Origin of the sequence: Sphingobium indicum B90A (assembly GCF_000264945.2) — a bacterium.
Taxonomy (GTDB): Bacteria; Pseudomonadota; Alphaproteobacteria; order Sphingomonadales; family Sphingomonadaceae; genus Sphingobium; species Sphingobium indicum.
In genome coordinates this window covers 1,255,162-1,266,217 of the sequence record NZ_CP013070.1, presented here as the reverse complement: position 1 = coordinate 1,266,217, position 11,056 = coordinate 1,255,162, and the positions used below count along the sequence as shown (strand labels likewise).

Below are 11,056 nucleotides of genomic sequence, written 5' to 3'. Positions count from 1 at the left end.
CCCCTTGTCATGCGCCCTAATTACTTGCCCACCATCCCGGAGGCAAGAGAATGGCAGTTTCATCGACCGACACCTATTCGGGGCCATATGAGGCCAACGGGGTCACGGTCGCTTTTCCGTTCACCTTCAAGGCTGTGGCGGCCGATGATGTCGCCGTTTTCATCCGCTCCGTGGATGGCTCGGACACTATCGTTGGCGACAACGCCTATGCCGTCGCGCTGGCGAGCGAGGGCGGCACGGTCACGTTCGGCACGCCGCCGGCATCCGGGCAGGTCTATATCGTGTCGGAGCCGAGCTTCCTCCAGGCGATTTCCTTTGCCTCCGGTCAGGCGTTCCTGCCCAATGTCGTCAATGAGGTGAACGACCGCGACGTCGTCCGCGCGCTTTATCTGAAGAGCGCGCTCGACCGGGCGCCGAAGATCCCCATTGGTGGCGGGTTCGAAAACCTTTTCCCGATCTCTCTGCCGGGCGGCATCTGGGGATTTTCCGTCGGCACTGGCGCGGATGCCGGGTTGCGCACGGATCTTGCTGAATCGGTCTCGGGCAAAGGTGCCGGGATGTCCGCCTTTGCTCCTGCTGTCGCCTATGGCGCCGGAACCGTCGGCAAGAAGTTGCAGCAATTCGTCAATGTTCAAGATTTCGGGGCGGTCGGCAATGGTGTCACTGACGATTACGCCGCGTTCTCTGCTGCCTATGATGCGGTTGCGTGGGGTGGGAGCATCTATGTCCCACAAGTCGGCAGCGAAGGCTATTATCTGAGCGATAACCCCGATGCAGGTGACAAGCCAGTGCATTGGATTTTCGACACGGCCATCCAGTTTCACGGCCCAGGGTTGGGCGATCCTGATGCTGGCGCCGGCACCTTCGCATCGCTTTACACCAACCCCTGGCTGCGCGTGATCGGCGGCCAGCGCAAGATCGCGTTCGGCACGGTCAATTCACCAGCGGGTGGCGCGGTTGTCGGGGACAGTTGGGAATGGACGGCCGACAGCCTGGCGGGCTGGCCGAAAGCCATCACCGGCAACTTGACCAACGGATCGGCGGTTATCGCCAATGTGCCCGCCGGTGTGATCGGATCGCTCTACAAGGGGTGCCGCATCACCAGCGCGGTTTCGCAATGGGGGTATGACGGCGCGACGACGCGCAACCTGCGCATCCTGTCGGTCGACGCCGACGCCAATACCGTGACGGTCGGCTATGATGCCAACGGCAATTGGGTGAACACGCCCGCTCCGTATCTGGGGGCCACCGCCAGCGGCGTGAGCTTCACCGTTCACAAGCGCCAGTGGTTCGCCGGACGCTATGAGGGGCTGGAGACGGGGACCGAGGACGCCTCGATCGCAGGTGAAGTCCATTATGAAATCTGCAATCCGGTCATGAACATCACCGGAGCGGCCGGGGCGATGTACGAGTTCAATCTGAACTCCTATGCTGAGACGCTGGATTATTGCCGGGCGATTTTCATAACCGGCTCTGGCGATGTCCAGAACGGCAAGCTGGTCGCCATCGATATCCAGCGCGGCGGTGAGGCGCATTGGGCGACGGGCATTTCCATCCGTAACGCCCAGGTGGGGTTGTTCACCAACGCCAAGTTCCCGATCGAGATCGACACGGTCTACAACAACAATACGACCGGGCTTACCGAGACGATCGGTTATGGCGTTCACTTCAACAACGCGCCAGCCGTGAAGGGTGCGTTGTTCGAGGGCCGCCAGCTTGCCAATGCGCTGCCCGCCCTGACCCTCTGGCGCTATACGGATAGTTCACCCACCGGTCGCTTCATCCAATGCAAGGATGCGGCCGACGCCAACGAGCTGTTCTACGTCGGGATCGACGGCGGGCTCAAGACTTACGCGCCATCGAACTCGAACGGATCGGCGGTCGCGGCAGGATCTATCGAGTGCAACGGTATCACCCTGCGCGGCGGCACTAATCTCCAGCTTGGTCAGGTGGCGGCAACCGCCACCAAGGCCGCCAACGGGAAATATCTCACCTTTTACGACAGCGCGGGTGCCGCTGTTTACGTCCCTACCTATGCGTGAGGAATCCATGAGCGAACAAGTCCAGATAGCCCGAATGAAGGTGCAGATCCTCGAATTGCAGGGGCAGCTTCTCCAGTTCCATCACCGTGACGCGGTGGCTGAATTACAGGCGGCGATGGAGGCGGCGGCGAAGAAGGATGCGCCTGCTGCTGCGGCGGACGATGATGGTGATCATAAAAGTGGAATCCCCATTCAGTGAGTAAAACGACAAGGGTCGGGGGAAATAGATGAACGATTTGCGTGATTTTCTGGCGTGGTGGGCACTAGCGCTGATTGCCGGGGCGACGGTCGCGGTCGGTCAGATCGCGCACAAGATGGCGCGCCTCGACCTCGAAATGCCGAGCGATCCGGTCAAGCTGGTTGCTTGGCACAAGCGGCGCAAGTGGCTGGCGATCACCGAGCTATCCGCGCTGCCAGCCTTTGCGACACTGGCTACGGCGGGGCGGGTCTATTTCGACCTTCCCCCGATTCTCGGCGTGCTGGTGACGATGGGCCTCGGCTTCGTCGGGTTCGCCATGCTGATCGATGCGGCGAAATATCTTTTCCAGAAGCGGGTGGGCATCCCTGACGGAGAAGGAGAAGGCGCATGAACGCCGAGATTTTGGCGCTTGTGACGGCGCTCAGCCTTGGAGCGGCGAGTTTCGCCCTGTGGCGGGCGCATGTCCATGACCGGCGATGCAAGGGGCATCATGGGAGGGTGAAGCGGTGAACGTCGACAAGCTGATCGATGACGTGATCCGGCGCGAGGGTGGCTATTCGAACCATCCTGCCGATCGCGGCGGACCCACGAATTGGGGGATCACAGAGCAGGTCGCGCGGGCCTATGGCTTCCTCGCCGATATGAAGACGCTGCCCCGATCGGCGGCGGTCAACATCTACAAGACGCGCTATTGGACCGGGCCGAAGTTCGACCAGGTTGCCGCGCTCTGTCCAGCCATTGGCGACGAGCTGTTCGACACCGGCATCAATATGGGCGTGGCGGCGGCCGGGCGATTCCTCCAGCGCGCGCTTAATGTCCTAAACCGGGGCGCGGTCGATTATCCCGATGTGCCGGTGGACGGCAATGTCGGGCCGGTCACGCTGGCCGCCCTCAAGGGCTTCATAGCGAAACGCGGCGCGGCGGGCGGCGAAGTGCTGCGCAAGGTGCTCGATGGCCTCCAGTGCGGTCGATATGTCGAGATCGCGGAGGAAAATCCCAGCCAAGAGAGTTTTGTTTATGGCTGGATCGCGAACCGCGTCGGCCAGCCATGATCTTCCTCTGGCTCCCACTCTTCATGTTCTACGGCTGCACATGGGAGGATGAATGACGGTCATATCTTTCGCCGCTGCGAAGCAAGAGCGTGAACCGCATTGGTCTGGTCAATGCAAATGCATTGGCTGTGGGCATGAGTTCCATGCTGTCGCGCCCGTGGGAACCATGTTCGTGGATTGCCCATCCTGCGATCTTCCCAAAGGAACGCCCAGGCATCCATTCGGCGGCGCAGTGGGCGATACCGTCTTTCGGTGCGACTGCGGCTGTGAAGCGCTGACCGCCTATTTTCGCAAGGGCGTTTTCCGCATCCTCTGCATCGGCTGCGGGGGTCAACCACACCAATGCGATATTTGGAGAAGCGCCGTGAACCTGATTCCGCTCGCCCTGCTCAAGCGCTTCTGGCCCTTCCTCGTGGCCGGTGGAATCGCCCTGCTGATCCTCCTGATCGTCCATTGGGCCGACCGCGCACAAGACAGTGCCGTCGAACAGGCCCGAGATGCTGGCGCGTCAGAAGTGCGCGAGCAGGCCGCCACAACCAACCTTCAACGAACTCTGGAGGCGATCAATGCCGAAGAAGCTGTCCGCCACGATCCTGCTGTGCGTGATGCTGCCTGCCTGCGCCACGCGCGAAACCCCGAGGATTGTTGACACCTCCTGCACGGCGTTCAAGGCGATCAGCTTCGCCACGCCGAGCAAGACGAAGCCGGAGACGTCGGCGAACAGCTATGACACGCTGGAGACGGTGGACGAGATCATGGCTCACAATGCGCGGTGGGATCGGCTATGCGCGTCAGAACAGCCGAAATAGGGCGGTGCCCGCGTTCCAGAAACCTTGTCCGACCGCAACGATGGTGAGCGCGCCAATTATTACAGCCTCAGCTATGAAGATCGCGCGCCTCACCGGCAATCCGCTGCCAGCAGCCCGCCATTGTCCCACCTGGCGACATATTGCGCCTGCCCGCGCCGCAGCTGCTCGCACGCCACATTGCGCCCGCCGACATAGACCTGCGCCAGCGTCCTCCCGTATCGGTCCTGCCCGACGCGCTGCACGCTGATCCGGCCGCCCATCATCCCCTCCAGACTGCGCTTGCTGGCGTTGCCGTCGCCGGGGACGCACACCCTGCCCTGTCGGCAACCGTGGATCTCGGGCGCGTCGATACCGAGCAGGCGGATGCGTTCGCCGTCAATGCGGAGGGTGTCGCCGTCCACGACGGTCACGGCGGCGGCGAGGAGGAGAGCGGCGATCATTTCGGCAGACAACGGTTAACTGGACGTCCATCAGCGCCGATGGTCCAACAGCCGGTCACGTCGATTGCGCGCGTGTTCTGGCCGCTCTGGTCGTGGATCGGCTCTTCGAACGTGATGCTTCCGTTGCGGTCACAGGTCGGACAGCGGCGCTCTACCGTGAAGGTTCTCATGGTCATGATTCTTCCCCCTATGCCGCTGCCGTCGCATATTGTTCCTCGATCTCCAACCCCTGCGCCGCCGCCAACCTCGCGCAAGCCGTAGCGAAGTGCGTCGGGTTCTTCTCGATCCCGATGAACTTCCGACCAGCCTTCACTGCCGCGACTCCAGTGCTGCCCGTGCCCATGAACGGATCAGCAATCACCCCCGGCGCGACGTTCCTGATGATCTTGTCCATCACCTCGTCGGGCTTCACGGTGGCGTGCCCGAACTTCGCCTCTCCGCGCGGCGACATGGCGACGATCATGCGATCGAGGTCATCCAGCGTCCCGCGAGGATGGTGCCCGCGATTCCAGGCGTGGACATAGAACTCCATCACCGGCCGATAATGCTTGTTCGCCACGGGCTGCGGGTTTTTCTTCCGCCAGATGCAGACCGCCTGCCGCTCGAAGCTGCCGTCGAGATAGGGCAGCAGCTTGGGCAGCTGGTCGTTATGGCAGAAGACCACGACCGACCCGCAGAGCAGCGGGTTGATGATGCTGTGGTCGAAGCCGTCCGCCAGCCCTTCGTCCAGGATCTGGTCCATGCCCTGGCGCGCGGCGCGGTACATGCCGCCGCCTTCGGCGCGAAACTCATAGGGTGGGTCCGTGACGATCGCGTCTATCCAGCCCAGCGTCGGGAGGATGGCATAGCTGTCGCCGCAATAAAGGGTGGCGTTGCCGATGGTGATGGGGGTCATTTGTCCCCCGGCACATAGGGCAGCCGCGCCGGCATCTCGCGCGTCTCATAGGCATGGGCGATCTGGGGACGCATGAACTGCCCGACCAACTGACCGTCCGGCAGAACGATGTTCGCCATGAACTCATCTTCGAAGATGCTGATGCCGCTCTCGACTGCCTCCAGCTTCGCCTTGATGACCAGTAGCAGCGCCCGCCAGCGCGATCGGCAAGCCTGCTCCCATTGCGCCAGCGCAGCCTCGGCGGTGCGCGGCCCTTTGCTGTGGTGCGTGAACTCCGGCCGATTCTTGTCCGGCATCGTCAGCACGAACTTCACCTGCCGATCCCGCATGGTGAAGCCGACGACGGCATGATCGGCGCTCCAGCCGGAAACGAATTGTGACGCGCCGTAGCGTTCGACGAGCGCCTCGATCTCCGCCTTGCTCTTGGCGCTGCTGACGGTGGTGGTTGATGCGTATTTCGTCATGCTGCTGCCTTCCTTGCTTCTGGGTCTTCGGTCGCAATCCAGCCGTCGCCCCAGCGCCACATGCCGTAGGAATGATAGGGCGCAGGGTGCTGCTCGCTCTCCAGTCGGGCGTTCGCGCCGGGGACGTTCGCCATCACCTCCAGAACCGCTTTCACGGTACCGCTGAGCCGCTGGCCTGTACGTGGTCGCACCTCCACGAACAGGGCGTCGGGGCGGTGGCCGCAGATATGCCAAGTCGCGGGCCACTGGCGGGCGTGGGCTTCCGGGTCAACGCCCGCGCCGCGCGATTCTGGCGCATCGGGATTGATGACCAACCCCGCATCCCATGAACCACTGTAGGCATATAGCCCTGCTTCGAGCATTGCCGAGTTGATGGCGTCGGCAAGATCGTCGACCGCGTGGAGCGCCGCGCCGCGATCGTGTTTCGGCGCGACCGGGGCGAATAGGTCCAGCTGCATCATGCGGCCATTCTCATCTCTGCCAGGCCCGGCTGGTTGGCCGCGACGAGCGCGCGGGCGACCGGCGGACAGACGCTGTTGCCGATGGCGCTGATCTGCATCGCTTTGGGGAGACGGCCGAATTTCCGATTTCCCTTCTCGGTCGTGTACCAGCACTCAGGATCGAGGACGTAGCTGTCGGGAAAGCCCTGCGCCCGCGCCAGCTCGCGCGGCGTGAGCATCCGCAGGCCGATGTCGACGATGACATAGGTGATCGCGTCGATGGTGACCGTGACGACGGCAAAGCGCGCCTTGGTCGTGATGGTGTCCAGCGGCCGATCGACGGGCTGGATCTGCGACGTCTCGTTCTCCCCGTCCGTGGCGTAATATTTGACCAGGAACGCGGCGACCTTGACGGCCCGGTCCATCATTTCGGGCGGCAGCGCATCCTCTTCGATCAGCGTGGTTTGCACGATCCGCTGCTGCGAGCCGGACGCAGTGGCCGTCGACAGCGGGCGATCAGCGGCGCGCCCGGCCGACCTAGTGTTGCGCGGGCCGCCGTTCGCTTGCTCGATATGGGCCGTGACGACGGCGTGATGCGTCCCCCCAGCCCGCGCTGTGCGCAGTGGCCTCTCTGGCTCGCCACCGCCGTTCGTCTTGCCGCTGCCGTAATAGGCCGACAGGAAGGCGGTGACTGCCGCGTGCTTCGCGCCGCCCGCGACCATCGTGCCGATCGGCTTGTCCAGGTGCGGAACACGGGGCTGCTGGCCTGGTCGCTCGCCATAGCCAGTCTGCACAAGCGTAGCCGCGACAACGCCGTTCGTGTCTTTCTTCGAAGCGGCGACTGTGTGATGCGGCTCATCGACCGGGCGATTGTGCCCGCCGTGCTGACCATAGGAGACGAGCGCCGCCTGCACGACATTGAGGTGCGCGCCGCCGGCGGTGATCGTGTGGGTCGGCTCGTTCGCGCCGTTGAACGGCTTTTGCGAATTCCGGTTGGTCATGAGGTGCGGCACGACAATGCCATTCTCGCGAACGACATAGGGCTTCATCGCGTTGACGACATAGCGCATCACGCCATGCGCGATCCGGCGATTGCTGGCCTCCGCCAGATCCTTCTTGCGGTCGAAGATGGACGGAGCCTCAATGCCCCAATCGATGATCTCCGCCGCCGTGCGATAGGGCAACAGCTTGCCACGCTTCACGCCTGGCGAATCGGGGCGGCCATGGGTCGGCTTGGGCCAGACGATCTTCAGCCCATCGCAGCGCATGATCATATAAAGGCGTTTGCGGCTCGTCGGCGCGCCATAATCGCAGGCCCGCAGGATCTTCCAGTCCACCTTGTAACCGAGCGCGCGGATGGCCTTCACGAAGCGCTTGAACTCGCGTCCCTCCTGCCCCTTGATCGGGTTGCCTTCTTCGTCCAGCGGCGCGGCATATTCGAACTCCTCGACATTTTCGAGATAGCCGCAGGTCGGGCGGACATCCTTCAGCCAAGCGACCACCTCCCAGCAGAGCGCGCGGATGCTCCGATCCTTGACCGGCCCGCCCTTCGCCTTGCTGAATTCCTTGCAGTCGGGCGAGAACCAGGCGCCCGCGACCGGCTGCATCTTGGTCGCCGCCAGCGGCCAGATCGCCTTGATGTCCTGGCAGAAATGTTCCGTGCCCGGATGATTCGCCTTATGGATCGCGATCGCGGTCTCGCTGTGGTTGACCGCGATGTCGACCTCGCGGCCGATAGCCTGCGCGATGCCGGTGCTCGCGCCGCCGCCGCCGGCGAACCCGTCGATAAAGAGACCTTGGAACATCAGGCGGCCCTCCGATTCGCGACGGAGGGCACAGCGACGGCGTCCCTGTACGGGATTTGTACGAACAGACGTCGGAAACCGACGTAAATTCGCGTTTTGTTCCGTATTTTGGAGATCGTCCTATTCAGGACTTCCGCCATTAATCCCCTTGAAAATAAGGAGAAAAATGGTGGGCGCGACAGGGATTGAACCTGTGACCCCACCCGTGTGAAGGGTGTGCTCTACCGCTGAGCTACGCGCCCCCTTTAAGGAGGAGGCGGCCATTGGCATCCACCGCGCCGCCTGTCAAGCACATCGCACAAGCTATTTTCCGAAAATGGACTTATCTGCTCCATCCGCGTTATAGTCGATACGCTTTCAGAAGGAGTGCCTATACATGCGTCAAACCGTCGCCCTGGTCATCGCCGGGCTGCTTCTTACCTCTTTGGCTGCGTGCAATACCGTGAAGGGCGCGGGCCGGGACATCGAATCCGTCGGCCGAGCCGGGGAAAAAGCGATCAACTGATCCGGCCGGATCGTCCGATCACTGGAGCATGCGGCTGGCGACGGCCGCATCCTTCTCCAGCCGGACGCCGTCGCATTCCGGTTCGCCGCAGTCGCAGGCCGCGATCGTGTAGCGCACGCCGCACATCACCAGCACGTCCTGGTCGAAGGAATAGTTGGATATTCCCGCCCGTTCGACCTTTTCCCGCGCTCTGGCCTTGAGGGTCATGATCCTGCCTCTCTGCAACATGCCTGGATGATTGTTGCTGCGTTGCACAATGTCAATTGAGCCAGATTGGTTCCTGAACGGATTGAAATAAATCCGTCCAGAAAATGCCACGATCCGGCGCTTATGCAGCGGATGCTTGCGCGCCGTCCTCATCGCTCCCATATGCCGGCCATGAACGACCAACGCTCCAGTTCCATGCCGGTCTGGCATGGCACCACTATCATGTCGGTACGCAAGAACGGGAAGGTGATCGTCGCCGGCGACGGCCAGGTTTCCATGGGCCAGACGGTGATGAAGCCCAACGCCCGCAAGGTCCGCCGCCTCCACGACGGATCGGTGATCGGCGGTTTCGCCGGAGCGACGGCGGACGCCTTCACCCTGTTCGAGCGGCTGGAGGCCAAGCTGGAGCGGCATAACGGCCAGTTGATGCGCGCCGCGGTGGAACTGGCCAAGGACTGGCGGACCGACAAATATCTCCGCAACCTGGAAGCGATGATGATCGTCGCGGACAGGGAAGTGACGCTGATCCTGACCGGCAATGGCGACGTGCTGGAGCCGGTGGGCGGCGTTGCGGCCATAGGTTCGGGCGGCAATTTCGCCCTCGCCGCTGCTCGCGCGCTGGTGGAATATGAGGAGGATGCCGAAACCCTGGCCCGCAAGGCGATGAAGGTGGCGGCGGACATCTGCGTCTACACCAACGATCAGCTTGTGGTCGAAGAGTTGGAAAGCGCGACATAATAAAGCCCCTCCCGCAGGCGGGAGGGGTTGGGGTGGGCCGCGAGCAAAGCGAGCTTCCAACCTATCCCTCAAACGTCGCAGGCGATTGCCGGCGCAATCGCACCCACCCCCTGCCCCTCCCTTGACAGGGAGGGGAGCGAGATGAAGATGAACGACAATCTGACCCCCAAAGCCATCGTCTCCGCCCTGGACGCGCACATTATCGGCCAGGCCGACGCCAAGCGCGCCGTGGCCGTCGCCCTGCGCAACCGCTGGCGCCGCCAGCGCCTCTCGCCCGACCTGCGCGACGAGGTGACGCCGAAGAACATCCTGATGATCGGCCCCACCGGCTGTGGCAAGACGGAGATCAGCCGCCGCCTCGCCAAGCTGGCCGACGCGCCCTTCGTCAAGGTCGAGGCCACCAAATTCACCGAAGTCGGCTATGTCGGCCGCGACGTGGAGCAGATCGTCCGCGACCTGGTGGAGGAAGCGGTGCGCCTGGAAAAGGACCGCCGCCGCGAAGCCGTGCGCGAAGCCGCATCCGAAGCCGCCATGGCCCGCCTGCTCGACGCGCTCACCGGCAAGGAAGCGAGCGAGGCCACCCGCCTCTCCTTCCGCCAGCGGATCGAGAATAACCAGATGAACGATGTCGAGGTCGAGGTGGAAGTCGCCGACAGCCCCTCCATGCCGATGGAAATCCCCGGCATGGGCGGCCAGATCGGCATGATCAACCTCTCCGACATGATGTCGAAGGCCTTTGGCCAGCAACAGAAGAAGCGCCGCAAGCTGCGCGTCGCGGAGGCCTGGGACAAGCTGGTCGAGGAGGAGCAGGACAAGCGCCTGGACCAGGACGACGTCGCCCGCGTCGCCATCAACAGCGCGGAGCAGAACGGCATCGTCTTCATCGACGAGATCGACAAGATCGCCGTCAGCGACGTGCGCGGCGGCTCCGTCAGCCGCGAGGGCGTGCAGCGCGACCTGCTCCCTCTGATCGAGGGCACGACGGTCTCGACCAAATATGGCCCGCTCAAGACGGATCACATCCTCTTCATCGCCAGCGGCGCCTTCCATGTGGCCAAGCCCAGCGACCTGCTGCCGGAATTGCAGGGCCGCCTGCCGATCCGCGTCGAACTGAAGGCGCTGACGGAGGATGATTTCGTGTCGATCCTCTCCGACACCAAGGCCAGCCTTGTTGCGCAATATCGCGCCCTGCTGGCGACCGAAGGCGTGACCGTCGACCTGACGCCGGACGGCATCCGCGCCGTGGCGAAGATCGCGGCGGAGGTGAACAGCGAGGTCGAAAATATCGGCGCCCGCCGCCTCCAGACCGTGATGGAAAAGCTGCTGGAGGATGTGAGCTTCGACGCGGAGGACCGCCAGGGCGAAACGCTGCTGGTCGACGCGGCCTATGTGGAGAAGCAGCTAAGCGCAGTCGCCCGCAATACCGACCTCAGCAAATATGTTCTGTAAGGGCGAAGCTG

17 protein-coding genes and 1 tRNA gene are annotated in these 11,056 nt (G+C 63.1%); 9 read left to right on the top strand and 9 right to left on the bottom strand.

The features are described from left to right. Window positions 1-50: 50 nt before the first annotated feature. From SIDU_RS06080 to SIDU_RS06065, 5 genes are read left to right on the top strand one after another with little or no spacing between them, the layout of a single operon-like run. Window positions 51-2,042 (top strand): glycosyl hydrolase family 28-related protein, encoded by a 1,992-nt coding sequence (locus SIDU_RS06080; protein WP_007685880.1) that lies wholly within the window; start codon window positions 51-53, stop codon window positions 2,040-2,042. 7 nt (window positions 2,043-2,049) lie between these two features. After that, window positions 2,050-2,241 (top strand): hypothetical protein, encoded by a 192-nt coding sequence (locus tag SIDU_RS06075; RefSeq protein WP_007685878.1) that lies wholly within the window; start codon window positions 2,050-2,052, stop codon window positions 2,239-2,241. A 28-nt stretch (window positions 2,242-2,269) separates the two neighbouring features. Then, the gene (locus SIDU_RS06070) at window positions 2,270-2,632 is read left to right on the top strand and encodes a hypothetical protein (RefSeq protein ID WP_007685875.1); all 363 of its coding nucleotides are present in this window, start codon (window positions 2,270-2,272) and stop codon (window positions 2,630-2,632) included. Next, window positions 2,629-2,751, top strand: coding sequence for a hypothetical protein (locus SIDU_RS20205; protein ID WP_257787147.1), 123 nt, complete (start codon window positions 2,629-2,631; stop codon window positions 2,749-2,751). The genes SIDU_RS06070 and SIDU_RS20205 overlap by 4 nt, the downstream gene beginning before the upstream one ends. Further along, a complete protein-coding gene (locus SIDU_RS06065; protein ID WP_007685873.1) occupies window positions 2,748-3,293 on the top strand; it encodes a glycoside hydrolase family 108 protein in 546 nt (181 codons plus the stop codon). The genes SIDU_RS20205 and SIDU_RS06065 overlap by 4 nt, the downstream gene beginning before the upstream one ends. Window positions 3,294-3,321: 28 nt before the next feature. On the opposite strand, the gene SIDU_RS19620 is transcribed toward SIDU_RS06065, so the two are convergent. Beyond that, the gene (locus SIDU_RS19620; protein WP_039980020.1) at window positions 3,322-3,747 is read right to left on the bottom strand and encodes a hypothetical protein; all 426 of its coding nucleotides are present in this window, start codon (window positions 3,745-3,747) and stop codon (window positions 3,322-3,324) included. A 112-nt stretch (window positions 3,748-3,859) separates the two neighbouring features. On the opposite strand from SIDU_RS19620, the gene SIDU_RS06055 reads away from it, so the two are divergent. After that, window positions 3,860-4,102 carry a hypothetical protein gene (locus SIDU_RS06055; protein ID WP_007685871.1) on the top strand — a complete coding sequence of 81 codons (243 nt, stop codon included), beginning with the start codon at window positions 3,860-3,862 and terminating at the stop codon, window positions 4,100-4,102. An 89-nt stretch (window positions 4,103-4,191) separates the two neighbouring features. Here the strand turns inward: SIDU_RS06055 and SIDU_RS06050 are convergent, their stop codons facing one another. The 7 genes from SIDU_RS06050 to SIDU_RS06025 form a co-directional block, all read right to left on the bottom strand. After that, window positions 4,192-4,542 (bottom strand): thermonuclease family protein, encoded by a 351-nt coding sequence (locus tag SIDU_RS06050; RefSeq protein ID WP_039980019.1) that lies wholly within the window; start codon window positions 4,540-4,542, stop codon window positions 4,192-4,194. Next, the gene (locus tag SIDU_RS19240; RefSeq protein ID WP_148663246.1) at window positions 4,539-4,718 is read right to left on the bottom strand and encodes a hypothetical protein; all 180 of its coding nucleotides are present in this window, start codon (window positions 4,716-4,718) and stop codon (window positions 4,539-4,541) included. The genes SIDU_RS06050 and SIDU_RS19240 overlap by 4 nt, the downstream gene beginning before the upstream one ends. Before the next feature lie 11 nt (window positions 4,719-4,729). After that, complete coding sequence (locus SIDU_RS06045) at window positions 4,730-5,437, bottom strand: DNA-methyltransferase (protein WP_007685867.1); 708 nt, start codon at window positions 5,435-5,437, stop codon at window positions 4,730-4,732. After that, window positions 5,434-5,901: a hypothetical protein gene (locus SIDU_RS06040; RefSeq protein WP_007685865.1), complete on the bottom strand. Its 468-nt coding sequence runs from the start codon at window positions 5,899-5,901 to the stop codon at window positions 5,434-5,436. The genes SIDU_RS06045 and SIDU_RS06040 overlap by 4 nt, the downstream gene beginning before the upstream one ends. Then, window positions 5,898-6,362, bottom strand: a complete 465-nt coding sequence (locus SIDU_RS06035) for a hypothetical protein (protein WP_007685863.1) — start codon at window positions 6,360-6,362, stop codon at window positions 5,898-5,900. Before SIDU_RS06035 ends, SIDU_RS06040 begins: the two co-directional genes overlap by 4 nt. Beyond that, window positions 6,359-8,146, bottom strand: coding sequence for a DNA cytosine methyltransferase (locus SIDU_RS06030; protein WP_007685860.1), 1,788 nt, complete (start codon window positions 8,144-8,146; stop codon window positions 6,359-6,361). The genes SIDU_RS06035 and SIDU_RS06030 overlap by 4 nt, the downstream gene beginning before the upstream one ends. Before the next feature lie 167 nt (window positions 8,147-8,313). After that, a tRNA-Val gene (locus SIDU_RS06025) sits at window positions 8,314-8,388 on the bottom strand. A gap of 134 nt (window positions 8,389-8,522) precedes the next feature. Here SIDU_RS06025 and SIDU_RS06020 point away from each other — a divergent pair. Further along, on the top strand, window positions 8,523-8,651 hold the full coding sequence (locus SIDU_RS06020) for an entericidin A/B family lipoprotein (protein ID WP_007685859.1): 129 nt from the start codon (window positions 8,523-8,525) through the stop codon (window positions 8,649-8,651). Between the two features lie 18 nt (window positions 8,652-8,669). Here the strand turns inward: SIDU_RS06020 and SIDU_RS06015 are convergent, their stop codons facing one another. After that, window positions 8,670-8,858, bottom strand: a complete 189-nt coding sequence (locus SIDU_RS06015) for a hypothetical protein (protein ID WP_013040016.1) — start codon at window positions 8,856-8,858, stop codon at window positions 8,670-8,672. 171 nt (window positions 8,859-9,029) lie between these two features. Here SIDU_RS06015 and hslV point away from each other — a divergent pair, with 171 nt between their 5' ends. After that, window positions 9,030-9,596, top strand: a complete 567-nt coding sequence (gene hslV / locus SIDU_RS06010; protein WP_013040017.1) for an ATP-dependent protease subunit HslV — start codon at window positions 9,030-9,032, stop codon at window positions 9,594-9,596. A 147-nt stretch (window positions 9,597-9,743) separates the two neighbouring features. Further along, window positions 9,744-11,045: an ATP-dependent protease ATPase subunit HslU gene (hslU, locus tag SIDU_RS06005; protein ID WP_007685854.1), complete on the top strand. Its 1,302-nt coding sequence runs from the start codon at window positions 9,744-9,746 to the stop codon at window positions 11,043-11,045. Window positions 11,046-11,056 lie beyond the last annotated feature (11 nt).

Excerpts from the sequence above, each read along its gene's own strand:
- SIDU_RS06080 (WP_007685880.1), top strand. The coding sequence starts at position 51 with ATGGCAGTTTCATCGACCGACACCTATTCGGGGCCATATGAGGCCAAC.
- SIDU_RS06075 (WP_007685878.1), top strand. The coding sequence starts at position 2,050 with ATGAGCGAACAAGTCCAGATAGCCCGAATGAAGGTGCAGATCCTCGAA.
- SIDU_RS06070 (WP_007685875.1), top strand. The coding sequence starts at position 2,270 with ATGAACGATTTGCGTGATTTTCTGGCGTGGTGGGCACTAGCGCTGATT.
- SIDU_RS20205 (WP_257787147.1), top strand. The coding sequence starts at position 2,629 with ATGAACGCCGAGATTTTGGCGCTTGTGACGGCGCTCAGCCTTGGAGCG.
- SIDU_RS19620 (WP_039980020.1), bottom strand. The coding sequence starts at position 3,747 with ATGGACGATCAGGAGGATCAGCAGGGCGATTCCACCGGCCACGAGGAA.
- SIDU_RS06055 (WP_007685871.1), top strand. The coding sequence starts at position 3,860 with ATGCCGAAGAAGCTGTCCGCCACGATCCTGCTGTGCGTGATGCTGCCT.
- SIDU_RS06050 (WP_039980019.1), bottom strand. The coding sequence starts at position 4,542 with ATGATCGCCGCTCTCCTCCTCGCCGCCGCCGTGACCGTCGTGGACGGC.
- SIDU_RS19240 (WP_148663246.1), bottom strand. The coding sequence starts at position 4,718 with ATGACCATGAGAACCTTCACGGTAGAGCGCCGCTGTCCGACCTGTGAC.
- SIDU_RS06045 (WP_007685867.1), bottom strand. The coding sequence starts at position 5,437 with ATGACCCCCATCACCATCGGCAACGCCACCCTTTATTGCGGCGACAGC.
- SIDU_RS06040 (WP_007685865.1), bottom strand. The coding sequence starts at position 5,901 with ATGACGAAATACGCATCAACCACCACCGTCAGCAGCGCCAAGAGCAAG.
- SIDU_RS06035 (WP_007685863.1), bottom strand. The coding sequence starts at position 6,362 with ATGATGCAGCTGGACCTATTCGCCCCGGTCGCGCCGAAACACGATCGC.
- SIDU_RS06030 (WP_007685860.1), bottom strand. The coding sequence starts at position 8,146 with ATGTTCCAAGGTCTCTTTATCGACGGGTTCGCCGGCGGCGGCGGCGCG.
- SIDU_RS06020 (WP_007685859.1), top strand. The coding sequence starts at position 8,523 with ATGCGTCAAACCGTCGCCCTGGTCATCGCCGGGCTGCTTCTTACCTCT.
- SIDU_RS06015 (WP_013040016.1), bottom strand. The coding sequence starts at position 8,858 with ATGACCCTCAAGGCCAGAGCGCGGGAAAAGGTCGAACGGGCGGGAATA.
- hslV (WP_013040017.1), top strand. The coding sequence starts at position 9,030 with ATGAACGACCAACGCTCCAGTTCCATGCCGGTCTGGCATGGCACCACT.
- hslU (WP_007685854.1), top strand. The coding sequence starts at position 9,744 with ATGAACGACAATCTGACCCCCAAAGCCATCGTCTCCGCCCTGGACGCG.